This is a genomic window from Streptomyces sp. NPDC025721 (assembly GCF_055558595.1).
This window is the reverse complement of sequence record NZ_JBVHMF010000037.1, coordinates 38,639-63,980: the sequence shown is the minus strand read 5'-3', so window position 1 is coordinate 63,980 and position 25,342 is coordinate 38,639. Positions and strand designations below refer to the sequence as shown.

The following is a 25,342-nucleotide window of genomic DNA, read 5'->3' as shown; positions in this document are numbered from 1 at the left end:
CCCCCCCCCCCCCCCCCCCCCCCCCCCCCCCCCCCCCCCCCCCCCCCCCCCCCCCCCCCCCCCCCCCCCCCCCCCCCCCCCCCCCCCCCCCCCGCGGCATATCCGGCCTACGGGTCGAAACGGCTCCGGGGTACGGGCGGCGCGGAGCAGGAGGCAGAGGGTCCGGTGGATCAGCTCGTGATCGGCGCCGTCCGGATCATCGTCCAGGAGACCGGCGGAAGCTCGGCGGACAGACCGTTGGCGTCCACGAAGTGCCGGGTGCTGGAGCGCGGCTCGACGCGGCCGGGGGCCGTCTTGGAATTCGTGGCGAGCAGGTCCTGGCCGCCGAGGACGACGTGTTCGACCACGTCGTGCTCGGCGCCGGCCATCCGCAGCCGCAAGGTGGCCGCCTGGGTGTCGTCCCGGTTGACGGCGAAGATCGTCGTCTCGCCGGTCTCGGGGTCGCGGGTGGCGGTGACGTCGACGGCGGCGACGTCACCGAGCGTCGTGGAGTGCAGGACGGGTGAGTCCGGCTCGACGCGCAGGACCTCGCCGCGGGCGTGCCGGGCGGTGAGGGCGAAGGGGTAGAAGATGGTCTGCCGCCAGGCCCCGGTGTCGGTTTCGGTGCGGATGGGCGCGATGACGTTGACGAGCTGCGCGAGGCAGGCGATGGTCACCCGGTCGCTGTGCCGGAGCAGGCTCATCAGGAGGTTGCCGAGGACGACGGCGTCCTCGACGGTGTACTCGTCCTCGATCAGCCGGGGCGCCCGGGCCCATTCCAGGTTGTCCTGGCCCTCGAACCGGCTCTCGTACCAGAGATTCCACTCATCGAAGGAGAGGTGGAGCTTGCGGCGGGAGCGCTTCTTGGCGGCGATGTGGTCGCAGGTGGCGACGACGCCGTCGATGAAGGTGTCCATGACCTGCGCGGAGGCGAGGAAGCCCACGCGGTCGTCGCCGTGCTGCTCGAAGTACGCGTGCAGCGAGATGTAGTCGACCACGTCGTACGCCTCGTCCAGGACGTCGGCCTCCCAGGAGCCGAAGGTCGGCATCCGTTCGTTGGAGCTGCCGCAGGCGACGAGCTCGACGGACGGGTCGATCCGGCGCATGGCCTTCCCGGTCTCGGCGGCCAGGCGGCCGTACTCGGTGCCCGTCTTCTGGCCGACCTGCCAGGGGCCGTCCATCTCGTTGCCCAGGCACCAGGTCTTGATGCGGTGCGGTTCGCGGACCCCGTGGGCGATGCGCAGGTCGGAGTAGCGGGTGCCGCCGGGGAAGTTGGCGTATTCGAGCAGATTGCAGGCGTCCTCGACGCCGCGGGTGCCGAGGTTGACGGCCATGATCGGTTCGACGTCGGTCTGTCTGGCCCAGGCCATGAACTCGTTGAGCCCGAAGGTGTTGGGTTCGAGCGAGCGCCAGGCCAGGTCGAGGGCGACCTGGCGCTCGACGCGGGGGCCGACACCGTCCTCCCAGCGGTAGCCGGACACGAAGTTGCCGCCGGGGTAGCGGACGGCACTCACGCCGAGTTCACGGGTGAGCTTGATGACGTCGAGCCGCAGGCCGTCGGCGTCCGACTCGGGGTGGCCGGGTTCGTATATGCCTCCGTAGACGCAGCGGCCCATGTGTTCGACGAAGGAGCCGAACAGGCGCGGCGGAACCGGGGCGATGACGAAGGCGGGGTCGATGGTCGCGGTGCAGGTGAGCACTCCAGTCTCCGGTTTCTCTGTGATGTCTCAGCGAAATGGGCATGGCGGAAAAGGGCGGGCGGAAGGAGCGGTACGGCGGGGGGATGGCGGGTCGGCCGCGGGCGCGGAAAGGCGGCGGGGAATCGGCCGGGCCGCTATTTGATTCCCGTGGTCGCGACGCCCTGCACGAAGAAGCGCTGGAGGACGAGGAAGGCGATGGCCAGGGGACTCAGGGAGATCGCGGCGCCCGCCATGAGCGCGGCGTGGTCCACACCCGACTGACTGGAGAACAGCGTCAGGGCCGCGGGCAGCGTCTGCATGTCGACGTTGTTCGTCACGACCAGCGGCCACAGGAAGTCGTTCCACAGCGCGGCGAACTGGATGATGAACAGCGAGGCGAGGGCCGGTTTGGCGTTGGGCAGGATGATCCGCCAGTAGACCGTGAAGTCGTTGGCCCCGTCGATCCTGGCCGCGTCGTCCAGTTCGCGCGGCAACTGCATGAAGAACTGGCGGAGCAGGAAGATGCCCAGCGCGCTGGTCGCGCGGGGAATGATCAGGCCCTGGTACGAATTGAGCCAGCCGAGGTGGAACAGCGTCAGGAAGACCGGCACGAGGGTGACCTGGAAAGGCACCATCAGCGTGGCCAGGATCAGCAGGAACACCACGTTCTTGCCCCGGAAGCGCAGCCTGGCCAGCGCGAACGCGGTCATCGAGTCGAACAGCAGCAGGAGCACGGTCGTGCCGCCCGCGAAGACGAACGTGTTGAGTACGAGCTTGCCGAACGGGAGTTGGCCGAGCACCGCGCGGACGCCGTGCAGGGTCCAGTCCCGCGGGATCAGCCGGGCGGGGTCGGCGTACAGGTCGGCGTTGGTCCTGAAGGCGACGCCGAGCATCCAGACGAACGGGATGATCATCGCGACCGCGCCGACGGTGACGGCCGCCCAGGACAGGACCGTGCCGCACCTGGCGCCGTACCGGACGGCGACCTTGGCCGCGGGCCACAGGCGTACCGGCCCGGTCGGCCGGGGGCCGTTCCCGTACGGGCTCGCGCCGCCCTTGGCGGGGCGCGGCCGGAGTGTGTCAGTCGGCATCGCGGAACCTCGACAGACGCAGTTGGAGTGCGGAGATCGCCAGGATGATCACGAAGAGAATCCAGGCGACGGCGCTGGCGTAGCCCATCTGGAATTCCACGAAACCCTTCTGGTACAGGTACATCACGACGGATTCCGTGTGGAAGATCGGGCCGCCGCTGGTCATGGAAAAGACCAGGTCGAACAGTTGCAGCCCGGTGACCGTGGCGATCAGCGTGGTGAACAGCAGTGCCGGGCGCAGCGCGGGCAGGGTCACATGGCGGAATCGCTGCCACGCGCCCGCGCCGTCGAGCGCCGCCGCCTCGTACAGGTCGGGCGGGATCTGCTGCATACCGGCGAGCAGCACGATCATGGTGAATCCGACGTTCTTCCAGATGCCCACGACAATGACGGTGGGCAGCGCCAGCGAGGTGGATTGCAGCCATTCGGGAGGCGTGACGCCGATTCCGGAGAGCCAGGCGTCGACCAGGCCGACCTGCGGGTCGAGCAGGAATTTCCAGACGATGCCGCTCACCACGAGCGAGGCGATGAAAGGGAAGAAATACGCGGTGCGCAGCAGCGCCGAATACCAGGTCGTCCTGCGCAGCCGGGAGGCGATGGCCAGCGCGATCAGCACTTGTCCGACGGACACGGCGGCGGTGTAGATCACCGTGACGCGCAGCGCGTTCCAGAACCGCGAATCGTGGTAGAGCGCCGTGTAGTTGTCGAGACCCACGAATTTGTGGTGGGCCTCGCCGACGGTCCAGTCGTGCAGGCTCATCCAGCCGGACTGGACGATCGGCTCCGCGATGAACACCCCGATGAGCAGGACGCTCGGCAGGATGAACAGATAGGCGCTGTTGATACGGGGCCTGCGCCGCCGTACGGGTGCGGGCTTCCCTGCGGAGGGGAAGGGTGTGCTCGACATGAGGGCTACTTCTTGCAGCCGGTGAGCGAATTGATCGCCTTGGCGGCCGAGTCGGCGGCGGACTGGACGTCGGCGCCGCGTTCGATCTTCTGGATGAGCGGGACGTAGACGTCGCTGTCGATGCGGGTCGAGTTCGGCTGGCCCGCGAGGTAGAGCTTGGCGTGCGGCAGCGCGGCGGCGAACTGCGCGACGGTGGGATCGCCGTTGACGGCGCCGCCGAGGTCGGTGCGGGCGGGCGGGAAGCCGGAGACCTTCGAGAACTGCGTCTGGGCGGCCTTGCCGGTGTACCAGGCGAGGAACTCCTTGGCCTCGGCCTGGTGCTTGGAGGTGCGGGCGATCATCAGCGGGACCGTCGAGGCCAGTGTCACCGGGCCCGCGGAGCCGACCGGGACCTGGGCGATGCCGAGGTCGACGCCCGCGGACCTGAAGCCCGCGGCGGCCCACGGGCCGTTGATCTCCATCGCGGCCTTCTTGGCGGAGAACAGCGTGTCGGCGTCCGCGCCCGCCTGGCCGACCGGGCTGATGTGGTCCTGGCTGACCAGGCGGCTCCAACGGGTCAGCGCCTGGACGCTGGCTGGGCTGTTGACGACGGCGCAGTTGTCGGGGCCGACGATGTCGCCGCCGCTCATCCACTGGAGGATCGGCCACATCTGGATCGTGTTGTTGTCGGCGAGCGAGAGGCCGTACTGACTGGGCTTGCCGCCCGATCCCTTGGTGAGCTTCTTGGCGTCGGCGATGAACTCGTCCTCGGTGGCGGGCGGCCGGCTGATGCCCGCGGCGGCGAACATCGCCTTGTTGTAATAGAGCACGAGCGTGGCCATGTTGGCGGGTACCGCGTAGAGCTTGCCGTCGACGGTGAAGGCGGACTTCACGGCGGCCGGGAAGGCCGCGGAGTCGATCTGTCCGGTGCCGGCGCCGACCGCGGGGTCGAGCGGCAGCACCGAGTTGGTCTTGATGTAGGTGAAGATCGCGCCCGGGTCGGAGCTGGGGGTCGCCAGGTCGGGGCCCTGGCCGGTGGCCCAGGAGGCGGGCAGCTTCTGACCGATGGTGGCCCAGGGTTCGGCCGTCATCGTGACCTGGATCTTGGGGTGGCCGGCGTTGAACTCCTTGATCAGCGCCTGGTACGAGGGGGCGTCGGGGCCGGTGAAGCCGGTGAGCATGGTCAGCTTGACCACGCCGCCGGAGGTACCGCCGCCCGCGCCGTTGTCGCCGCAGCCGGCGAGGAGGAGTGAGACCGTGGTGGCGGCGGCGAGTGCCGCGGCCGTTCTCCCGAATCTGACGTACATACCGATCGTTCCATTCCGTTCGGTGCCCCGTCGCTGCGGGGTCGGAGGGTCGATGTGGCTGTCTCCTTCTGCGCACCGCCCGTCCGGGGGCGCGCACCGCCCGTCTCCGGGCGTCAATCACCCGTCCGCGGGCGTGCGTCAGCCGCGTGCGGGTGTGAACCACCCGTCACCGGGCGCGTACCGCCGGTCCTGGGCGTGAACCGCCCGTCCGGGCGGGGGTGTTGGGTTCGGGCCGCCCGTCCGGGCGGGGGTGTTGGGTACGGCGTTGGCCTTCGGCCGTCGCCGGTGGCTGGGCGGGGCGGTCGCTCAGCCGGGGTGGCTTCCGCAGGACTCCCGGATCACGAGGTCGAACGGCAGCACGGTGTGGACCGGGTCGGGTGCGGTCCCGTCCACCAGGTCGAAGAGGATGGCCGCGGCCTTCTGGCCGAGCGATTCGGCGGGGACGTGGACGGTGGTGATCCCCGGCGTGGTGAGCCGGGAGACGCCGAAGTCGTCGTATCCGGCGAGCGCGATGTCCTGCGGTATGCGCAGCCCGCGGGAGCGGATCTCCAGCATCGCGCCGTAGGCCATCTCGTCGTTGGCGGCGAAGATCGCCTGGACGTCGGACATGCTGTCCAGCACCTGCCGTGCGGCGAGCCTGCCGGACTCCTCGCTGAAGTCGCCGACGGCCAGGGTGTGGGTGCAGGGCCGTCCCGAATCGGCGAGCGCGGTGCGGAAGCCCTCGTAACGGTCCACCGCGGTCTGGTGGTTGAGCGGTCCGCTGATGTGGGCGATACGGGTCAGCCCGTGGTCCTCCACCAGGTGGCGGGTGATGGCCGCGGCGCCCGCGATCTCGTCCACCCCGACGCTCACCGCGTGCGGCAGGTGGACGAACCGCCCGATGAGGACCACCGGCAGCGCGGAGTCCACCATGCGGTTGACGTTGGGGTCGCTGATCGAGGCCGAGGCGACGATCGCCCCTGACGCGGCCTGCGAGCGCAGCACCCGCTCGTACGCCGCGACGCCGTGGGTCTCGTCGGGGTTGGTCGACACCATGAGCGCGGCGTCGCGGGTGTTGGCCTCCGCGGTCACCCCCACCAGCAGGTGCATGAAGTAGGGGTGGCCGAAGACGTGCTGGCCGGTGTTGGGCACGACGACCGCGATGGAGGTCGAACGGCCCGCCCGCAGCGCCCGCCCCGCGGAGTTCGGGACGTAGCCGAGCTTGGCCGAGGCGGCCCGTACCGCCTCCTTGGTCGTCTCGCTGATCCGCGGATGGTTCGACAGCGCCATCGAGGCGGCGCTCTGCGAGATCCCGACCGCCGTCGCGACGTCCTTGAGCGTGACGGTGGCGCGCTTGTCCGCCGACGCCATATGGCACCCCTCTCAGCAAGAAGCCACCGCCTGAAGCAGGCAACCACCGTCGGGAAGATACCGGCCGGATGTGGTGCGCCAAGGGTTGCTCTAACGATTCAGCGCCTCGGACGCTAAGTCACGCCGAACCGCTCGTCAAGCCTTCGGGACAAGATTGTCCGGCCTTATGACCGCAGGGTCCGAGGGTTGACGGGCACTACGAGACGCCTCTAGCTTCGAAGTCGCTGAATCGTATGAGCAGTTCGCATCTCTCACCGTGTTCCGTGCCATCCCCCCACGGAGAAAGGTCGACGATGACCGCTTCGACGACGACCGCTCGCGACCACCGACCATCCGCACGCCACCTGTTGAGGCGCTTACGCGGCGTCCTGCTCGCCCTGGGCGCGACCTTGACCCTGACCCTCGGCCTGCTGGTCGGCGTCACCGGTCCCGCGCACGCCGCCGCGAACCAGCCGTGCGACATCTACGGCAACGCGGGCACCCCCTGCGTGGGCGCCTTCAGTACGGTCAGGGCGCTGTACGGCTCGTACAACGGCGGCCTGTACCAGGTCACCCGCGTGCGGGACGACGCCGCCCTCGACATCGGGCCGACCGGGACCGGCGGCTACGCGAACGCCGGTGCGCAGAACGCCTTCTGCAACGGCGCGGTGTGCGTCATCACCAAGATCTACGACCAGTCGCCGCGCCACAACGACCTGACCATCGAGGGTTCGGGCACCGCCGGGGCCGCCGATGTCGGCGCCCTGGCGAACGCGCTGCACGTCACGGTGGCGGGGCACTCCGTCTACGGCGTCTACGTGCCGCCGGGCGTCGGGTACCGCCATGCCGTCGGTTCGGGTGTCGCCGTCAACGGGCAGGCCGAGGGGATGTACATGGTGACCAGCGGCACCCATGTCAACCGCGACTGCTGCTTCGACTTCGGCAACGTCGAGGCGGTCCCGAACGACACGGGCGCCGGTCACATGGACGCGCTCAACATGTCGTTGGCCCGCGCGTGCAGCCCCTGTTCCGGCGACGGGCCGTGGGTGCAGGCCGACCTGGAGAACGGCATCTTCCAGGCGGACACCAACGCCCACAGCGTCAACGGCGGCAATGCGAGCCCCTTCGTCACGGCCGTGCTGAAGAACAACGGCCAGACGTCCTTCGCTCTCAAGGGCGGGAATTCGCAGTCCGGCGGGCTCACGACCTGGTGGAACGGCGCGCTGCCACCGGGCTACGCGCCGATGAGGCAGGAGGGCTCCATCGTGCTCGGCACCGGCGGCGACAACAGCAACCGCGCGGTCGGGTCGTTCTTCGAGGGCGTCATGACCTCCGGCTATCCCACCGACGCGGCGGACAACGCCGTACAGGCGAACGTCGTGGCGGCCGGCTACGCGGGCGACACGGCCGGGGTCGCTCCGGCGACGGTCGCCGCGCCCGGCGGGAAGTGCGTGGACGTGACCGGGGACGACATCGCGAGCAAGGGCGCCGCCGTCCAGCTCTGGGACTGCCAGAGCGGCGCCGCAGATCAGCACTGGGTGCACGAGCCCGACAGTTCGCTGCGGACCCTGGGCCGCTGCATGGACATCAACGGCAACGGCACCGCGAACAACACGCAGGTCGAACTCTGGGACTGCAACGGGGTCGGCGGGCAGAAGTGGGTGAGGCGGGCCGACGGCTCGCTGTTCAACCCGCAGTCCGGCCGCTGCCTGGACGCCACCGACGGCGCGACCGCCAACGGCACCCGCCTCCAGATCCACGACTGCAACGGCACGGCCGCCCAGGTCTTCACCGTCAACGGCGGATCGATGATCGCCGGGCCCGGCGCGAAGTGCCTGGACATCACGGGCGATGACATCGGCGGCAATCTGTCCGCGGCGCAGTTGTGGGACTGCCAGTCCTACGCCCGCGACCAGCACTGGGTGCACACGTCCACGAACCGGCTCACCACGCTCGGCCGCTGCCTGGACATCGCGGGCAACGGCACCGCGCAGGACTCGTTGGTGGAGCTGTACGACTGCGACAGCGCGGTGGGCGGCCAGGTGTGGGTCCAGCGGTCCGACGGATCGCTGCTCAATCCGCAGTCCGGGCGCTGCCTGGACTCCCCGGACGGCGCCACGGCCAACGGCGCCCGCCTGCGGATCCACGACTGCAACGGCACGGCCGCGCAGAAGTTCGCCCTGAACTGACCGCGGCGCCGCCGAGGCCCGGTGGTGCGGGAGCGCGAGCCCCGTACCACCGGGCCCTGGCTGCCAAGGCTCACGCGCGACCGATTCAGGCCGCCCGGCGGCTGCCGGTCCTGCCGGCCGGCGTCTCGACCGTGACGCCGAGCGGCCGGGCCAGGCCCGCCACGCCCTCGTCCAGCCGCTGGAGGTGGCGCAGCACGCGGAAGGTGACGGAGCCCGAGCGCGGTACGGCGGAGCCGGTGCCCTCCAGCATGGAGGCGATGCTGGGCTCGGTCCGGATCGCGCCCTGCGCCGTCCCGTCCGCTGCCGTCGTACCGTCCTTGGCCCTGCCCTTCCCGCCCTTGTCGTCCTTGATCTCCTCCACATGGGCGATGAGCACGTCGAGGTTGTGCTCCAGGCGTACGCCGACGGCCGTCAGCCGGGGGTCGGCGGCGATGCTCTTGCTGTACGGGACCAGTTCGGCGGTCGCCGCGAGCGAGCGCGCGTGGTAGGCGCAGGTCTCCAGCAGGGCGACCAGATAGCGGGCGGTGCGCCTGCGGCCCCGCAGCGGGGTGATCGGGTGGGTCAGCGGGTGGGTGGAGCGGCGCAGGTCGTCCAGCGCGGTGTCCAGTTCGCGGGCCAGGTCCAGCAGGTCGACGGCCGGGCCGCCGCTGAGCTGGGCGACGGCGGCGGTGGCCACGTCGCGGAGCTTGGCCAGGACGGTGACCAGTTGCTCGTCGGTGCGCAGATCGGTGTGGACCGGGAAGATCAGCACGGCCGCGATGACCCCGCAGGCGGCGCCGAGCGCGGTCTCCTCGATGCGCAGTACGAGTACCGAGACGCTGTACGTGTGCAGCAGGCTGTAGAGCAGGCCGAGCATCGCGGTGACGAAGAACGACATCAGCGCGTACGACACCGGGGCGGTGAAGAACATCGCGAAGATCAGTACCAGGACGAGGGTGAACGCCGTCCAGGTGTGGTTGCCGACGGCCCCGGCGAGCAGCACACCGGCCACCACGCCGCACACCGTGCCGATCAGCCGCCGGTAGCCCTTGACCAGGATCTCGCCGGTCGAGGAGGTGTTGAGGAAGACCACCCAGCAGGTCAGGACCGCCCAGTACCAGCGCTGCGTGGACAGGAACTCGCCGCCGAGGATGGCCAGCGCGGACCCCGCGGAGACCTGGACGGCGGCGCGGGTCGTGCGGCGCTTGAGGCCGGTACGGTCCTGCTCGCTCTCGCCCTCCCCCGCCAGCGCCAGGTCCTCGGCCTCGAACTCCTCGCGGGAGCGGATCGTCTCGGGTGTGTCGTCGGACTCGTCGCCCGGCCCGTCGAGTGCCAGCCGCAGGCCGAGGACGGCGCGCGCGGCCTCGCCGATGCCGCGGAAGGCGTCCTGGACGGCGAGCGAGGCGCGCGGCAGATTCTCGTCGTCGCGGTAGGCCAGCAGGCGGTTGCGCACCTGGGTGACGGCGGTGCCGGGGTCGTCGGTGCCGAGCCGGGTCACCAGCAGGTGCAGCGCCCGCAGCTCGGCGCGCAGCTTGCGCAGCGCGTCGTCCTCGTCGTCGGTGCGGCGCGCGGGTGCGGGCAGCGGCGCGTTCGGCAGGTGGAGCGTCAGGGTGTCGGCGCGTTCGGCGCTGCGGGCGGTGAGCAGCAGCAGGCCGAGGCGTTCGACGGCGATCTCGGCGTCCGCGACCCGGCGTTGCAGCAGGGCGGCGGTGGCCTCGTCGTCGGTGCCCACCTCCAGCGCGCTCTGGATCATCAGGGCGGCCTCGTGCAGCCGGGCGACGTCCTTGCGCAGGTCGCCGATGACGCTCTCCAGCCGGTCGGAGTCGGCTTCGAGGAGGTCGATCTGGGTGGCGACGAGCTGGGCGGTTCTGGCGCGGAACGCCTGGCGCAGCCGCCCCAGGGTGCGTTCCGGGGTCTCGGGGACGAGCGCGAAGCGCATGACGGCGCTGCACGCGAAGGCGACGGCCAGCGAGAGGTAGAGCGACGGCAGGCCGGCGCCGGTGGCGTGGACGAACAGGGAGAGGAAGTAGATCTGGAAGCCGATCATGCCGAGCGCGGTGCCGCGTTCGCCGAAGCGGCGGGCGTAGGCGGCGCCGAAGATCAGCAGGATGAAGGCGAGGTCGCCGATGACGATGTGCGGGTTGAGCAGTGCGCCGAGCGACACCGAGGCGAAGGCGGTGGGCAGCCCGAGGGCGAGGGTGACGGCCTGGTCGCGTACCCGCTTCTCGCGGATGGCGAAGGTGGAGACCATGGCGGCCATGGCGCCCGCGACCATATGGGTCACGGAGATGTGCAGCAGGGACAGGATCAGCAGCGCGAGACCGATCGAGCCGACCGTCCGCAGTCCCGCCATCAGCCGCAGCAGGCCGGGGTCGGAGGCCGAGTAGCGGTCCCAGACCCTGTGGCGGATCCTCCGTGCCGTTCTCATCGTGCCGCCGCGTTCCCTCGTCAAGATCGGATCCCGCCCCAGCATCCCACGAGCGTGCCCGGCCGGTGCGACCGCCCACCCCCGGACGGGTCAGTGTTGCTCCGGATGACGGGTCGGTCGAGGGCCGGTTTCCGGCCGCGGCGCGGCGCATGTTCGCCCTCCGCGGTCATCCGCGCGATCGGCGTGCATGCGGCGCGCCGCGATGGGGTACGTACGGCTGCGGGTGCCCGTAGGCGGGCGTCCACAGGCCGCGGATCCACCAGGTTCCGCGACCGGTGCAGACCACAGACGCAGAGGACTCACACGCATGGCCAACGGCACGGTGAAGTGGTTCAACTCCGAGAAGGGCTTCGGGTTCATCGCCCAGGAAGGCGGAGGCCCCGATGTCTTCGCCCACTACTCCAACATCCAGGGCAACGGATACCGGGAGCTGACCGAAGGCGAGCCCGTCACCTTCGACGTCACCCAGGGCCAGAAGGGTCCGCAGGCGGAGAACATCGTCCGCGCGGGCTGAGCCGTACACGGTCCTCCGGGTCCGGGTCCGCCGTCATGGCGGGCCCGGACCCGTCCGTTTGCGGGCGACCGCCGCGTTTGTGACGCATCCAATGCGATGCCTCGGGTCCGGCCCCCCGCGCGGCGGTCCGTACGAAGGTCAGTTCCGCTCGTGGGAGGCGAGCAGAGTGCGCAGTTGGGCGATGAGATGACTGGGGTCGTTGTCGTCCGTCGGGGCGGCGGGACCGCGCAACGTGTCGGTGACGTCCTGGAGCTGGCTGGCGACGTCCGTGTCGTACGCCTGCTCGTGCTCCACGATGCCGCCGGGCTGGCGCAGCCCGACGGTCTTGTCGACGACCTTGCCGATGACGGCGGTCATGGTGAAGGAGAACAGTCCCAGGACGAGGACGGCGACGAGCTGGTCGCCGAGCAGCCCCCACGAGCCGCCGTAGAACAGGCCCTTCTTGCCGGTGACCGCGCCGGTCGCGGCCAGGCCGGCCATCAGCATGCCGAACAGGCCGCCCCAGCCGTGGATGCCGACGACGTCCAAGGTGTCGTCCACGCCGAGCCGGTACTTCCAGCTCACCGCGAAGGCGCAGGTCAGCCCGGCGAGGAAGCCGATGACGGTGGCCCATACCGGGCTGACCCCGGCGGCCAGCGGCGTCATGGACACCAGGCCGGTGACCGCGCCCATGGAGATGTCGAGCAGGGTGACGCGCCGGTTGTGCCAGTAGCTGGTCGCGGCCCAGCCGATCATGGCCGCGCCCGCCGCGAACTGGGTGTTCACGAACGCCATGGTGGTGCTGGCGGGCCCGTTCAGATAGGAACCGGCGTTGAAGCCGAACCAGCCGAACCACATCAGGGCCAGGCCGATCACGACCAGCGGCAGATTGTGCGGACGGATCGGCTGGCGCTCGAAGTCCTCGCGCTTGCCCGCGACGATGGCCAGGGCGAGACCCGCGGCGCCCGAGCTGAGTTCGACCACGGTGCCGCCGGAGAAGTCGACGGCGCCGACCTCCTTGGCGACCCAGCCGTCGCTGTCGAACACCCAGTGCGCCATGGGCACGTACACCAGCAGCGTCCAGGCGCAGACGAAGGCCGTCCAGCCGCGCATCGTGGCGCGCCCGGCCACCGATCCGCTGATCAGGGCCACGGTGACGATGGCGAAGCTCATGTGGAAGACGGAGTGGATCACGGTGGGCACGTCACCGGTCGCGCTGTTGAGGGAGATGCCGCGCAGGAAGGCGTGGTCGAGGGTGCCGATCATGCCCAGCCCCTCGGCGTCGGGGCCGAAGGCGAGCGAGTAGCCGACCGCCCACCAGATCAGCGTGACGACGGCGACGCAGGCGAAGCACATCTTGAGCATGGCGATGATCTGACTGGTCCTGACCATGCCGCCGTAGAAGAAGGCGAGTCCCGGGGCCATCAGCAGGACCATGGCCGTGGCCATCATCAGCCAGGCGGTGTTGCCGGAGTCGAAGTGCTGGTTCATGACAGGTCCTCACACGGACGGCCGGGCGTGGCCGCTGATTCGGGTACGAGTACGGCTGCGGAGGGGTACGCGGGCGCGGTCATCGGTCGCGCTCGCGTCGTTCCAGGACGTCGAGGATCTTGTTGACGCGGGCCATGTCGTCGTCCGGGGCCGCCGGGGCGCCCACCCGCGCCGGGTGGCGCGGCTCGTCCAGCCGGGCCCTGACCTCGTCCAGCGTCGCGTTGTCGTACGCGATCTCCTCGTCCCGGCCCGGCACGTCCTCGTACTCCGCCTCGGTACGGAAGCCGACCGTGCGGTTGACGGCCTGGGCGATGAGCCAGGTGACGACGAAGGAGAACGAGCCGCAGGCCAGCACGGCGACGATCTGGCGCCAGAGCAGATCGAGACCGCCGCCGTAGAACAGGCCCTCGCGCCCGCTCATCGCCGAGGTGGCGAACAGGCCGATGGACGCCGTGCCGACGATGCCGCCCCAGCCGTGGACGCCGACCACGTCCAGGGTGTCGTCCACGCCGATCTTGAACTTGAGGTTGATGGCGAAGGCGCACACCACACCCGCGGCGAAGCCGATGCACACCGCGCCCAGCGGCGACACCTCACCGCAGGACGGCGTGATGGCGACCATGCCCGCGACGGCCGCGGAGGTGACGCCGAGCATGTCCACGCTGCCCAGCCGCCACTTCTCGATCAGCGGCCAGCCGATCATGGCCGCGCAGGCGGCGAGTTGGGTGTTGAGGAAGGCGGTGGGCGCGGCGCCCGCCACGTGCAGCGCGGATCCCGCGTTGAAGCCGAACCAGCCGAACCACAGCAGGGCCAGGCCGATCACGACCAGCGGCAGATTGTGCGGGCGCACCGGCTGGCGCTCGAAGTCCTTGCGCTTGCGCAGCACGATGGCCGCGGCCAGGCCCGCCGCGCCGGAGTTGAGTTCGACGACGAGGCCGCCCGCGAAGTCCAGCGCCTTCAGATGCGCGGACACCCAGCCGTCGGGAGCGAACACCCAGTGCGCCAGCGGTACGTAGACCAGCAGGGTCCAGGCGGCCACGAAGACCAGCCAGCCGCGCATGGTGGCGCGGCCCGCGATGGAACCGCTGATCAGCGCGACGGTGATGATGGCGAACGACATCTGGAAGCAGGAGAACAGCAGCGTGGGGACGCTGCCGTGCAGGTCGGTCATGGTGACGCCGCGCAGGAAGGCGTGGTCGAGGTTGCCGAGCAGGCCCGCGCCGAGGTCGGGGCCGAAGGCGAGGGTGTAGCCGACCGCCAGCCACAGCACGGTCACCAGGGCCAGGCAGACGAAGCTCATCTTGAGCATCACCAGCACGTGCTGGGTGCGGACCATGCCGCCGTAGAAGAAGGCCAGGCCGGGTGTCATCAGCAGCACCATCGCGGTGCTCGCCAGGAGCCAGGCGGTGTCGCCCGTGTTGGCGGTGGCGGCCATGAGCAAGGGGAACTCCTGTGAACGTACGGCGGTCGGTCGAGGTCGGCGCCGTTGTCGTCGTCGGCGGGGCGTGCGGGGGTCAGGGCTTGCGCATCGCGGGCGCGGGTACGCCGATCAGCAGCCTGCGTACGGCGTCCCACGCGAGACGCAGCGCGCTCGCGGCGGTCCGCGGGTCGTCGGTGAGCAGCCGCAGCCAGGCCCCGCTGTCGCCGGGCAGCACGCTCACGCCGAAGAGCGCCGGGCTGTCGGCGAGGGCCTCGTGCAGGGTGTCGGCGACGGCCGCGGCCGGTGCGCGCGCGGTGACGACGTAGAAGGTGGACACGATGTCGTGGCCGCCGAGGACGGCCAGGCCGGTCACCGGGGCAGCGCGGGGTTCGAGCCGCATGGCGTCCACGGCGAGGAGCGCGCCGTCGGGGCGCCGGATCTCGACGTCGGAGGCGAAGACCTCGTAGGCGTGGCGCTCGTCGCGCGCCAGGCGGCCCGCGTAGAGCGTCTCCGCGGCCAGGACGGTCGCGGTGGCGTCGGCGGTGACGGTGGTGCGCTGGTAGTAACGGGCCCCGGCGTAGGGGATCGTCGGGTCCGGCAGGTACTCGACGTAGGAGTCGGCTCCGGCGTCGACGGCGACCTGCTGGGTCGCGTAGTCGAACTCCATGCGGTGGACCCTGGTGGCCGTCTGCGTGGTGAGGTGGGTGGCCGCGCCCGGTCCGCAGGTGACGTCGATACGGAGCCGGTCGCCTTGCAGGATGCCGCCGCCGGTCGACATCACCTGTGTGATGGGCAGGTCGGGCCTGGCCGGGTCGTAGTAGAGCGGCCGCATGATCTGGAGCGGGGTCTTCTGGAAGTGGCCGGTCAGTTCCGTCCGTTCGGCGCGGCGCTCGAAAGTCAGCTCCAGCAGCCCGACCTTGCCCGCGTGACCGACCGGCAGGGTGTCGGGCACGGCCGCGTGCCGGCGGACCTCCCGGGGGACGCGCGCGGGTTCGTAGTGCGCCGGGTCCAGCCGGGCGGGGCGCGACGGCGCGACGGCCCGGTCGCCGGAGCCCTTGGTACGCACCGGGTGCTCGGGGCCGTCCGGTTCGGCCACCCGTACGGCCGGCGACGGCGCTTGCCGCGGCGCCCGGGCACGAGCGGCGCCGGTGAGGCTCATACGGCGGCGACCTTGCGGTACGTCTCCAGGAAGGTGGCGATCTCCTCAAGACCCTGCCCGCTCAGGCAGTTGGTGAGGATGACCGGCGCGCCGTCGCGTACCCGGTGCGCGTCGGCCTCCATCACCGACAGGTCGCACCGCACGTACTGGGCGATGTCGATCTTGTTGATGACCAGCAGGTCCGACTCGGTGATGCCGGGACCGCGCTTGCGGGGCATCTTCTCGCCCTCGGCGGTGTCCAGCACGAACAGGAAGAGATCGACCAGGACCGGGCTGAAGGTGAGGGTGAGGTTGTCGCCGCCGGACTCGAAGAGCAGCGTGTCCACGTCGGGGAAACGGTCCAGCAGTTCCGCGCCCGCCGCCAGGTTCATCGTCGGGTCGTCGCGCACCGCCGTGTGGGGGCACGCTCCGGTCTCCACGCCCACCACCCGCTCGGGGTCGAGCACGCCTTCCAGGGTCCGCCGGACGTGCTGGGCGTCCTCCTGGGTGTAGATGTCGTTGGTGACGACGGCGGCCCGGTGCCCGCGGCTGGTGAGGATCGGCACCAGGGCCTCGATCAACGCCGTCTTGCCCGATCCCACCGGGCCCGCGATGCCGACGCGCAGGACGTGGCGTTCGTTGTGCATGGGGTGCTGCCTTCCGTCGCTGAATGTGTGTGTCGTGGTGGGGTCCGGCCGTGCGGCCGGAGTAATGACATGACGGAACGTCAGGTCATGAACAGCCGGGCCTGCGCGCGTTCGTGGCGGCCCGACATGACGTCGGCCATCGGTACGCAGCCCCCGAGGTCGGCCAACTCCGCCGTGAGGGCCCGCCCGACGACCTCCTCGATCACCGGCGCCGTCGCCCGCAGGACGACCTGGGCCCGTACGTGGTCGGTCAGGCGCAGCCGGAGCGCCGCGCCGACGAAGCTGACGGCGAGCGCGAACAGGTCGCCGGTCACCGCCTGTTCCGCGTCCACCCCGGCGGCGGCGTACACGGCGCCCGCGACCGCCGCCTGCGACCCCGGCGCCCCGCCGCCCGCCACGAGCGCCGCGTAGCGCTCCAGGACGGGTCCGCCGATCACGGTGCCCGCGATGTCGAGGAGTTGGCGCCCGACGCGGGTGGAGGCCACCCGCGTCTCGCGGTTGAGCTTGGCCGCGTGCAACCGCTGGTCGACCCGCGCGACCAGGTCCCAGTCCCCCGCGCACACCGCCCGGTGCGTGAGCACCAGGGCGGTGGCGTCGCAGGGACCGATCCCGTGGCGCAGCAGATCGGCGAGCAGCCCCGGCACGTCGGCCGCCGTCACGGCCTTGGCCTGGGCGAAGCCCTCCAGGCTGTGCGAGAGGGTGTAGAAGCCGCTGGGGAAGGCCGAGTCGGTCAGCTGGAGGCTGACCAGCAGCGCCCCCAGCCGCCCCGGCCGCCCCATGACGGAGTCGGCCGGAGCGTGCGGGGCGGCCGGAGCGTGCGCGTCGTTCGAGGCGTACGCGCCGTTCGAAGACGTCATGCCAGGAAGAACAGTTGGGTGAGCGGCAGTTCGCGGGCGGGGTCGATGGTCGTGGGGACTCCGTCCAGCGTCACCTTGTACGTCTCGGGGTCGACGGTGATCTTCGGCAGGGAGTTGTTGCGGACCATGTGCTGCTTGCCCACCGAGCGGCAGTGCCGTACCGGCAGAATCCTGCTCTCCAGGCCGAGCCGCTCCGGGACACCGCCCGCGATGCCCGCCTGGGACATGAACGAGACCCGGGTGGCCTGCTTGGCGCGGCCCTTCGCGCCGAACATCGGCCGGTAGTAGACCGGTTGCGGGGTGGGCAGCGAGGAGTTGGGGTCACCCATCTGCGCCCAGTTGACCAGGCCGCCCTTGATGACCATCTTCGGCTTGGCCGCGAAGGCGTTGATCGGCCACAGCACGATGTCCGCGAGCTTGCCCGCCTCCAGCGACCCGATGTGCTCGGCCATGCCCGCCGCGATGGCCGGGTTGATCGTCATCTTCGCGAGGTAACGCAGCACGCGCAGGTTGTCGTTGCGCTCGCTGTCGCCGTCGAGCTTGCCGCGCTGGTCCTTGCAGTGATGGGCGGTCTGGAAGGCGCGGGTGAAGGACTCGCCGACCCGGCCCATGGCCTGGGAGTCGGAGGAGAAGATGGAGATGACGCCCTCGTCGTGCAGCACCGTCTCGGCCGCGATCGTCTCCGCCCTGACCCGCGAGTCGGCGACGGACACGTCCTCGGGGATGTCGTGGCTGAGGTGATGGCAGACCATCACCATGTCCAGCAGCTCGTCCACCGAGTTCACCGTGTACGGCAGGGTCGGGTTGGTGGACGACGGCAGGACGTTGGGCTCACCGGCGATCCGCATGATGTCCGGGGCGTGCCCGCCGCCGGCGCCCTCGGTGTGGAAGGTGTGGATCGTACGGCCGTCGATCGCGGACAGGGTGTCCTCGAAGAACCCGGACTCGTTGAACGAGTCGGTGTGGATGGCCACTTGCACGTCGTACTCGTCGGCGACCCGTAGCGCGGTGTCGATCACGGCCGGGGTGGTGCCCCAGTCCTCGTGCACCTTCAGACCGCACACCCCGGCCTCGACCTGCTCCACCAGCGCGTCGGGCTGCGAGCCGTTGCCCTTGCCCAACAGCCCGATGTTGACCGGCAGATCCTCGGCCGCCTGGTACATCCGGCCGATGTTCCACGGGCCCGGCGTGCAGGTCGTGCCGTTGGTGCCGTCGGTGGGTCCGGTGCCGCCGCCCACCAGCGTGGTGATCCCGTTGCTCAGCGCCGCCTCGGCCTGCTGCGGGGAGACGAAGTGGATGTGCGTGTCGATGCCGCCGGCCGTCGCGATCAGGTGCTCGCCGGAGATGACCTCGGTGCCGGGACCGATGGTCAGCAGGGGGTGGACGCCGTTCTGGGTGTGCGGGTTGCCGGACTTGCCGACCGCCGCGATGAAGCCGTCCTTGACGCCGATGTCGCCCTTGACCACGCCCAGCACCGGGTCCAGCACGACCACGTTGGTGATGACCAGGTCCAACGCGCCCTGGGCGGCGGTGACCTGCGGGTCCTGGGCCATGCCGTCACGGATGCTCTTGCCGCCGCCGTAGACGGCCTCGTCACCGTAGAGGCCCTCGTTGAAGTCCTTCTCGACCTCGACGACGAGGTTGGTGTCGGCGAGGTGGAAGCGGTCGCCGACGGTCGGGCCGTACAGGTCCGTGTACTGCTTGCGCGGGAGCGTCGCCATCACCGGTCACCCTTCGTCTTGTTCTTCGCGCTCTTCGCGCTCTTCGCGCCCTTGTCGTTCTTCGCGGCGCCGTCGGCGGCGGCGCTCTTGCCCGCGCCGCCCGCGGTGTCCCCCGTCGCGCCCTTGAACCCCAGGGCGACGGCGCGGGCTTCGGCGGCGATCCGGGTGGTGGCCGAGTTCAGGCCGCCGTTGACGAGGCCGCTGAAGCCGACCAGCCGCCGGTGGCCGCCGAATTCGGTCAACGTCACCTCCCGTGAGTCGCCGGGCTCGAAGCGCACCGAGGTGCCCGCGGGGATGTCCAGGTGCATTCCGTACGCGGCCTCGCGGTCGAACTCCAGGGCCCGGTTGGCCTCGAAGAAGTGGTAGTGCGAGCCGACCTGGACCCCGCGGTCACCGGTGTTCGACACGGTGACCGTGGCCGTGGCGCGGCCGGCGTTGATCTCGACGGGATCATCGCCGTACAAGTAATTCGGCATGGCTGGTCTCTCTTTCTCGCGGGAACGGCGGCAACCGGTCGGTTCAGTGCGGGAGATGGGCGTGCGGGTGGCTGTGGGTGTGCGCACCTGGTGCGGATGGTGCGGAGGTGTCCGCGTGCGTGTGGGCGAAGCCGTGGCCGTGTTCGGCGTCCAGGCCCGCGGCGACGCCGTCGTCGCCGTGCGCCAGCCGGTGCAGGGCCTCGGTGCGGCGGGCCGCGACGACCCCCTCGACGGCCGCCCGGCTCAGCAGCGGGCCGCCGTCGACCGCGCCCGCGACCGGCGGGGACGACGTGGCGGGCGGCCCGAACCCGGCCGACAGCAGCAGCACGTCCTCGGCGCCGAGCCGTCGGCAGCGCTCCACGCCCTGCGGCACATCGGGGTCGCCGTCGGTGAAGGCGACCTCGACCCAACGGTGGCCGCCGTACTGGCGCACCAGCCGGGCCACCCGGAACAGTTCGGCGTCGGCGAACGGGTCGCCGGCGGGCGCGGTGACCAGGACGGCGGTAGCGTCCCCCGCGCCCCGGCCCGCGGCGGCGCGCAGCCAGCCGACCAGGTGGTCCTGGGTGCCGAAGGGCGCGCTCAGCACCGTACGTCCGCTGCCGCCGCCCTCCTGCGCCCAGCGCAGCGACCGCGCCGCCTCGGCGACCAGCGCGCGGTCGCGGCCCAGCGTCATCGGGATCACGCAGACCGGTGCGTCGCGCTCGGCGAGGAGGCGGGCGACCGCCTGGGTGAGGGGCGCGCCTGCCGGGACCACGGTGTACGTGTCCCCGGCGCCGCTCCCGGCCCACGGCGCGAGGTCGCGGGCGGCGGCGCTCTCGTGCCCGCCGACGAGCACCACGCTCGCGGCGGCGGCCGGGGTGCGCACAGTGACGGGGCTCGGCGCCGTCATGCCCCGACCGGGTCGTGACAGGACACCAGCTTGGTGCCGTCGACGAATCCGGCCTCCACCTGGAGCAGCGGCAGCATGTCGCGTACGCCCGGCATCACGTCACCGGCGGCGACGACCTGCTTGCCCAGCTCCATGCACTCCGCGACGGAGCGCCCGTCGCGCGCGGCCTCCAGGATGGCCTCGCTGATCAGCGCGCATGCCTCGCTGTAGTTCAGCTTCACACCGCGGTCACGGCGCTTGCGGGCCAGATCGGCCACCACGTAGATGAGGAGCTTGTCGACTTCGCGAGGGGCGAGGTTCATCCGTTCACTCTCTTCTTGGGCTCTTGGGCTCTTCGGCTCTTCGGTTGGGCTCTTCGGCTTCAGGGGTACGGACAGGGGGCGGGAGGCCGCCCGAGGGTGATCACATACGGGCGGTCGCATACGGGCGGTCACGTGCGGGCGGTCACGTGCGGGCGGTCACGTGCGGCGCAGGCGCGGGATCGAGGGGACGGCGGCGACGAAGACCACGGCGGTCAGCACGAACGGCCAGGTGAGGGCGTGTCCGCCGAAAGGCGCGACGATGTTGTCGAGGGCGGCGGTCACCACCGTCGCCACCCCCGCGCCGCCGATGGCGTAGACCAGGCTCCAGGGGCCGGGCGCGACGAACACCCCGCACAGCGCCATCGCCACCAGGACCGCGTTGTACCCCAGCAGCCCCTGGCCGACCTCGGCCGCCGGTGCGCCGAGCAGGACCGCGACGGCCAGCGCGGTCGCGCTCCCCACACACGCCATCGCCGCCGCCAGCCGGTTGGCCAGCGCGATGCCGATGAGGAACATTAGGCCGACGTACCACTGGGACATGAAGAAGATCTGGCCGAAGCTGGAGAGGAAGGCGTGCCAGGTCTGATCCCACGTCAGCGCGGTCCGGCCGCTCGCGGTCGCGGGCAGGGCGGCGAGGCTGTGCCCCTGGTGCCACGCCTTCTCGAATCCCGGCGCCCCGACGGTCATGACGGTGGTGACCAGGCAGAACGGAATGGTGAACGTCGGTACGTCCCAGGTCCCCAGCATGATCGCCAGGGCCGTCGTCACCACGACCACCAGGCTGGAGGCGAAGACGGCGAGCAGGAACGTCGACCAGTGGCCGGGGCCGAGGAAGACCGAGAAGCCGGTGCCGACCAAGCAGCCGTTGAACCCCCGCAGCCCCGCGCCGACCAACGCGTGCTCGATGCCCAGCGCGTGGGCCGTCGCGGTGGCGACCGCCGCGCCCAGCAGCCCGTACACCCCGTGCTGCCAGCCCGAGACGAACAGCGCCGCGAGGAACACCGCCCCGCACAGCGCGCTCGGCATGAAGTCCACCTGAGCGATGCCGCGCAGCACCTCCATCCCGAACGACACCGGAGGGCGGTTCTCCAGACGCCCCAGCGTGCCGCCGCCGCTGCCATCGCTCGGTCCGGCCTTGTCGGACATGCAGATTTCCACGCCTTCGGTCAGAACGGCCAGGTGCGACCCGTGCGCCGTGCATCCGGACAACCGATCAGCACAGATCGACCCACAAAGGGATGAATCGGTGTAATCAGACCAACATCACGGAAGCTAGCAGCGCCGGAGCCGCGCCCGGCGCCGACATGATGGCGTCTTCACCCATTCGGCGACTTATGTGATGACGTGTCCGCTGACCGGCCGCGCGTAGTTTCCGCCCACAGGACGCCAGTTGCCGTCCCGCTCGCGTCGTCTCCGGGCGTGCGGCCACCTCCCGCGATCCGCGGGCAGGCCGGCGCGCGCCCCGGCTCGTCGCGGATGAGCGGCGCGGGGCGCTCCGCACGGGCGTCCGGCCCTGGTCGCGGGGCTCACCCCCGGCAACGCCGCGGATCATGGGCGGTCCAGGCGGCGCCTGGCGCGTGCGAGCGCAAGGCGCCGCGATGGCCTCATAGCGGAGCTGTTCGGGTATTTCGGCAACGCGGCGGGCGTGCGTGCCAGGGGTCGAAGGGGCCGTTCGTGATCCGCCGGACAGGCCCTAGGCGGCCCCGCCGCCCATCAGCCGTCCGAAGGCGGCCGGATCGGCGTCGTATCCGCGGACGTTCCGGTGGAACCGCCACTCCCCCGCGTCCCCGCGGGTGAATTCGGCGACGGTCGCGGCGGTGGCGTCGGCCACGTCGGCGAAGTCGTACTCCAGGAGGGCGTTGTATCCCTCCAGTAGCCGGATGTCGGGGTTCGCCGCCTGGCCGAAGGTGAGCCGGCCGTCGCGCTGCTGGATGGCGACGCCCACCACGACGCGGCCGTACGAGGCCGACAGCCGGTCGAGTTCGATGGTCATGCTCTCGTCGGCGCCGAAGCCCTTGCCGGTCTTGCTGTCGCGGTTCAAGGTGATGGTGCCGTCGGGCGAGCGGCTGTCGAAGTACACGAGGTACGCGGGCTCTCCGTGCCGGTCGTCCGTGGCGAACGTCGCGGCGATCAGGTCGAGATCGGTGTCGGGCGAGCCCAACGGACTCGGATCCCACCGCAGTTGGACCTCGATCTTCCCGCTGCCCTTGTTGAGGCTGCTGCTCACCGGGTCTCCCCCTCCTTGGAACCGCGTCGACGTGCGAGAACGTACCGATCGTGCCGGAAGCGAACGTGCCGGATGCACGGGCCGCGCCGCCCGGTCGTCCGCGCCCCGGCCGTGGCCGCGTCGCCGACCGCCGGGGTCCATGCCTCGATTAACCACACCGCCGGGCACGCTGTCCACACCGCCTCCGGCGGCGTCCTGCCCACTTTCACCGCCGGGGCGCGCCGCAGCTCCCGGCCCCGCGTACTGGCATAGACCAATGACGGTCACCGGAGCCCCTTCCGCCCCAGGGTTCTACGCGCGTAACCTCCTTCATTGTCATGGCCACACCACCAAGGAACCAACCCCCCTCGCCCTTGGAGGCGCACATGGACAACGCCGGACACGACTCCCGGCGCGGGTCGGTGCCACGCCGCGCGCTCGCGGCGATCGGCACGCTGACCGCTCTCCTCGCCCTGTTCGTCGCGGCTCCCGGCGCGGCCACCGCGGCCTCCCCTTCCGGCGGCGGCAGCCCCATCGCACACCCCGAACTGGACTGGATGGGCTCGACCGTCGCGGCCCACGAGGGCCGGTCGAGCGGCGGCGGCACGGTGACCCCGAACGCCGCCCAGACCCTCGGCTTCGACGTGAGCCACTACCAGGGCGCCGTCAACTGGGCGGGCGCGTACGCCAACGGCGCCCGGTTCGCCTATATGAAGGCCACCGAGGGCACGACCTTCCGTGACCCCAACTTCTCGGCGAACTACACGGGTTCGTACAACGCGGGCTTCATCCGCGGCGCCTACCACTTCGCGAACCCCAACGCCTCGACGGGCGCGGCCCAGGCCGACTACTTCGTCGCGCACGGCGGCGGCTGGTCCAAGGACGGCAAGACGCTGCCACCCATGCTGGACATCGAGTACGGGCCGTCGTCCACCTGCTGGGGGCTGAGCCAGGCCGCGATGCGTACCTGGATCACGTCGTTCATCAATGAGGTGCACGCCAAGACCACCCGCTGGGCGACGATCTACACCACGACCAACTGGTGGACGACCTGCACGGGCAACACCTCCGCCTACTCGGCCAACGACCCGCTGTTCATCGCGCGGTACGCCTCCAGCGTCGGCACCCTGCCGGCCGGCTGGCCGTTCTACACCTTCTGGCAGCACGCCGACTCCGGCGTCTTCCCCGGTGACCAGGACTACTTCAACGGGGCGCTGAGCGGACTGCGCAATCTCGCCAACAACACCTGAGCGCACGACGCCCGAGCGGGCGGCACCCGAGCGGGCACGACGGCGGCCCCGCGCCCACGGCAGGGAGGAACCGTGGGCGCGGGGCCGCCGCACGCGCGGACGCGGGCCGTCAGCGGACGGCCGCGACGTCAGTGGGAGCTGTGGTGGCCCTCGAACGCGTAGCCGCCACCGGCCTCGAAGCCACCGATCTCACCCTTGACGGTGGTGATCCCGTACGGGCCGCCGAGGTTGGTCTTCTCGAAGCCGGCGAAGCCGCCCGCGGTGTGGAAGCCGCCCATCCCGGCGTGACCGCCGTCGTGCGAGACGGCGGCAGCGGCCGGAACAGCCGACATGAGCCCGGCGGCGGAAACGGCGGCGACGGTGATGGCGATACGACGAAGCATGTCACTCTCCTGTGTGTTGGTGGGTGAGCCTTCACCGTGACCCGGTACCGCCCGGCCCGCACCTCGTCGCGCGCACACGGCTGACGGGCAGCCCCGAACGGGCTACGCGACCTCCGGCGCGGTCAGCGTGAACAGTCCGCCGTCCGGGTCACGGACGACCGCCGACTCCCCCGCGGGGCCCGCGTGGTGCGCCACGACACCGCCGCCGTTGGCGCGGACCGCCCGCAGCGCGGCGGGCAGGTCGCGCAGGGTGAAGAAGACCTCCCAGTGCGGGCGCTCGACGGGGTCGGGCGCGGCCTGGACGGCGCCGCGGCCGAGCCGGGCCACGACCCGCCCCGCGCTGCGCAGCACCACCTCGTCGCCCTCGTACGCCACCTCGCAGGCGCCGGGCCGGTCGCTGGCCCACAGCAGCACCTCGCCGTAGAAGATGGCCGCCTCGAACGGGTCGGGGGTGCGCAGCCGCAGCCACACCGGCTGCTCGTCGCGCCAGCGCGGCCAGGATTCGGAGAGCAGGCCCTCCCAGATGCCGAAGACGGCGCCGTTGCGGTCGGCGGCCAGGGCCGCGCGGCCGGATTCGAAGGCGATCGGGCCGACGGCGACGGTGCCGCTGCGCTCCCTGATCCTGGCCGCGGTCTCGTCGGCGTCCTCGACCGCGAAGTACGGCGTCCAGGCGACGGGCACCTGCCAGGCGGAGGCCAGCTCGGCGATGCCCGCCACCGGCCTGCCGTCGTCCAGCGCGACGCTGAACCGGCCGCCCAGCTTCGTCCCGCGGTAGGTCCAGCCCAGGACCGCCGCGTAGAAGCGGTGGGTCGCGGCCAGGTCGCGCGAGGTCAGGCTGACCCAGCACGGCGCGCCGAAGACGGCGTCGCTGGATGTCGCGCCCGTCCCGGGGCGCGGGCTCTGGCGCATGGACACGGCAATCACCACCTGACGGGTTCGACGCGGGGCCGGACGCGTTCCCGCGGGCCGCCGGGTCGGCGGGGCGGATCGTCCTGGTCCGTCCCTCAGTGTGCCGTCGATGGGCCCGGACCTCCTGCCGAGCCGGTCGGACCGTCACGCTCCGTGGTGCCCGGCACCTGACAGTGAGCGCGTACGGCGCGGCTGCCGGGGGTCTCCGAGGCGCCGCCGGGCGCGTCCTCCGAGGGCGAACACGGTGGAACTGCGGGTGCCAGGCCGCGTACCTAGGATGGGAGTGGCGGGCC

22 protein-coding genes are annotated in these 25,342 nt (G+C 71.2%); 3 read left to right on the top strand and 19 right to left on the bottom strand.

Annotation, left to right across the window (positions count from 1 at the left end; translation table 11 throughout):
* Positions 1-170: 170 nt before the first annotated feature.
* The 5 genes from arfA to ACZ4EF_RS33875 all read right to left on the bottom strand — a co-directional run bounded on the left by arfA (position 171) and on the right by ACZ4EF_RS33875 (position 6,292).
* Positions 171-1,679, bottom strand: a complete 1,509-nt coding sequence (arfA, locus tag ACZ4EF_RS33895) for an arabinosylfuranosidase ArfA (protein WP_467507973.1) — start codon at positions 1,677-1,679, stop codon at positions 171-173.
* Between the two features lie 134 nt (positions 1,680-1,813).
* Positions 1,814-2,749, bottom strand: a complete 936-nt coding sequence (locus tag ACZ4EF_RS33890) for a carbohydrate ABC transporter permease (RefSeq protein WP_391164217.1) — start codon at positions 2,747-2,749, stop codon at positions 1,814-1,816.
* Complete coding sequence (locus ACZ4EF_RS33885) at positions 2,739-3,656, bottom strand: carbohydrate ABC transporter permease (protein WP_355349689.1); 918 nt, start codon at positions 3,654-3,656, stop codon at positions 2,739-2,741. Before ACZ4EF_RS33885 ends, ACZ4EF_RS33890 begins: the two co-directional genes overlap by 11 nt.
* A 5-nt stretch (positions 3,657-3,661) precedes the next feature.
* A complete protein-coding gene (locus ACZ4EF_RS33880) occupies positions 3,662-4,942 on the bottom strand; it encodes an ABC transporter substrate-binding protein (RefSeq protein ID WP_467507970.1) in 1,281 nt (426 codons plus the stop codon).
* 306 nt (positions 4,943-5,248) lie between these two features.
* The gene (locus ACZ4EF_RS33875; protein ID WP_355349695.1) at positions 5,249-6,292 is read right to left on the bottom strand and encodes a LacI family DNA-binding transcriptional regulator; all 1,044 of its coding nucleotides are present in this window, start codon (positions 6,290-6,292) and stop codon (positions 5,249-5,251) included.
* 347 nt (positions 6,293-6,639) lie between these two features.
* On the opposite strand from ACZ4EF_RS33875, the gene ACZ4EF_RS33870 reads away from it, so the two are divergent.
* Positions 6,640-8,460 (top strand): arabinofuranosidase catalytic domain-containing protein, encoded by a 1,821-nt coding sequence (locus ACZ4EF_RS33870; protein ID WP_467507968.1) that lies wholly within the window; start codon positions 6,640-6,642, stop codon positions 8,458-8,460.
* Between the two features lie 85 nt (positions 8,461-8,545).
* Here the strand turns inward: ACZ4EF_RS33870 and ACZ4EF_RS33865 are convergent, their stop codons facing one another.
* A complete protein-coding gene (locus ACZ4EF_RS33865; RefSeq protein ID WP_467507966.1) occupies positions 8,546-10,867 on the bottom strand; it encodes an FUSC family protein in 2,322 nt (773 codons plus the stop codon).
* Positions 10,868-11,174: 307 nt separating this feature from the next.
* Here ACZ4EF_RS33865 and ACZ4EF_RS33860 point away from each other — a divergent pair, with 307 nt between their 5' ends.
* Complete coding sequence (locus ACZ4EF_RS33860) at positions 11,175-11,381, top strand: cold-shock protein (RefSeq protein ID WP_188280047.1); 207 nt, start codon at positions 11,175-11,177, stop codon at positions 11,379-11,381.
* Between the two features lie 138 nt (positions 11,382-11,519).
* Here ACZ4EF_RS33860 and ACZ4EF_RS33855 read toward each other — a convergent pair whose 3' ends face one another.
* The 11 genes from ACZ4EF_RS33855 to ACZ4EF_RS33805 form a co-directional block, all read right to left on the bottom strand.
* The gene (locus ACZ4EF_RS33855; RefSeq protein ID WP_401314455.1) at positions 11,520-12,851 is read right to left on the bottom strand and encodes an ammonium transporter; all 1,332 of its coding nucleotides are present in this window, start codon (positions 12,849-12,851) and stop codon (positions 11,520-11,522) included.
* A gap of 79 nt (positions 12,852-12,930) precedes the next feature.
* A complete protein-coding gene (locus ACZ4EF_RS33850; protein WP_467507963.1) occupies positions 12,931-14,286 on the bottom strand; it encodes an ammonium transporter in 1,356 nt (451 codons plus the stop codon).
* A gap of 79 nt (positions 14,287-14,365) precedes the next feature.
* Positions 14,366-15,430 carry an urease accessory protein UreD gene (locus ACZ4EF_RS33845; RefSeq protein WP_467507961.1) on the bottom strand — a complete coding sequence of 355 codons (1,065 nt, stop codon included), beginning with the start codon at positions 15,428-15,430 and terminating at the stop codon, positions 14,366-14,368.
* On the bottom strand, positions 15,427-16,056 hold the full coding sequence (gene ureG / locus ACZ4EF_RS33840) for an urease accessory protein UreG (RefSeq protein WP_467507959.1): 630 nt from the start codon (positions 16,054-16,056) through the stop codon (positions 15,427-15,429). Before ureG ends, ACZ4EF_RS33845 begins: the two co-directional genes overlap by 4 nt.
* Positions 16,057-16,136: 80 nt before the next feature.
* On the bottom strand, positions 16,137-16,835 hold the full coding sequence (locus ACZ4EF_RS33835) for an urease accessory protein UreF (RefSeq protein ID WP_467507975.1): 699 nt from the start codon (positions 16,833-16,835) through the stop codon (positions 16,137-16,139).
* A 74-nt stretch (positions 16,836-16,909) separates the two neighbouring features.
* Positions 16,910-18,634, bottom strand: a complete 1,725-nt coding sequence (gene ureC, locus ACZ4EF_RS33830; RefSeq protein WP_467507957.1) for an urease subunit alpha — start codon at positions 18,632-18,634, stop codon at positions 16,910-16,912.
* Positions 18,634-19,110, bottom strand: a complete 477-nt coding sequence (locus tag ACZ4EF_RS33825) for an urease subunit beta (protein ID WP_467507955.1) — start codon at positions 19,108-19,110, stop codon at positions 18,634-18,636. Before ACZ4EF_RS33825 ends, ureC begins: the two co-directional genes overlap by 1 nt.
* Before the next feature lie 43 nt (positions 19,111-19,153).
* Positions 19,154-19,999 (bottom strand): sirohydrochlorin chelatase, encoded by an 846-nt coding sequence (locus tag ACZ4EF_RS33820; RefSeq protein ID WP_467507953.1) that lies wholly within the window; start codon positions 19,997-19,999, stop codon positions 19,154-19,156.
* Positions 19,996-20,301, bottom strand: a complete 306-nt coding sequence (locus ACZ4EF_RS33815) for an urease subunit gamma (RefSeq protein WP_355349727.1) — start codon at positions 20,299-20,301, stop codon at positions 19,996-19,998. The genes ACZ4EF_RS33820 and ACZ4EF_RS33815 overlap by 4 nt, the downstream gene beginning before the upstream one ends.
* 156 nt (positions 20,302-20,457) lie before the next feature.
* Positions 20,458-21,447 carry an urea transporter gene (locus tag ACZ4EF_RS33810; RefSeq protein ID WP_401314464.1) on the bottom strand — a complete coding sequence of 330 codons (990 nt, stop codon included), beginning with the start codon at positions 21,445-21,447 and terminating at the stop codon, positions 20,458-20,460.
* Positions 21,448-21,994: 547 nt separating this feature from the next.
* Positions 21,995-22,528, bottom strand: coding sequence for a TerD family protein (locus tag ACZ4EF_RS33805; protein ID WP_355349733.1), 534 nt, complete (start codon positions 22,526-22,528; stop codon positions 21,995-21,997).
* A 365-nt stretch (positions 22,529-22,893) separates the two neighbouring features.
* On the opposite strand from ACZ4EF_RS33805, the gene ACZ4EF_RS33800 reads away from it, so the two are divergent.
* The gene (locus tag ACZ4EF_RS33800; RefSeq protein ID WP_401720709.1) at positions 22,894-23,757 is read left to right on the top strand and encodes a GH25 family lysozyme; all 864 of its coding nucleotides are present in this window, start codon (positions 22,894-22,896) and stop codon (positions 23,755-23,757) included.
* A 128-nt stretch (positions 23,758-23,885) separates the two neighbouring features.
* Here the strand turns inward: ACZ4EF_RS33800 and ACZ4EF_RS33795 are convergent, their stop codons facing one another.
* Complete coding sequence (locus ACZ4EF_RS33795; RefSeq protein WP_355349739.1) at positions 23,886-24,140, bottom strand: hypothetical protein; 255 nt, start codon at positions 24,138-24,140, stop codon at positions 23,886-23,888.
* A gap of 102 nt (positions 24,141-24,242) precedes the next feature.
* The gene (locus ACZ4EF_RS33790; protein ID WP_391164287.1) at positions 24,243-25,049 is read right to left on the bottom strand and encodes a VOC family protein; all 807 of its coding nucleotides are present in this window, start codon (positions 25,047-25,049) and stop codon (positions 24,243-24,245) included.
* Positions 25,050-25,342: the final 293 nt, after the last annotated feature.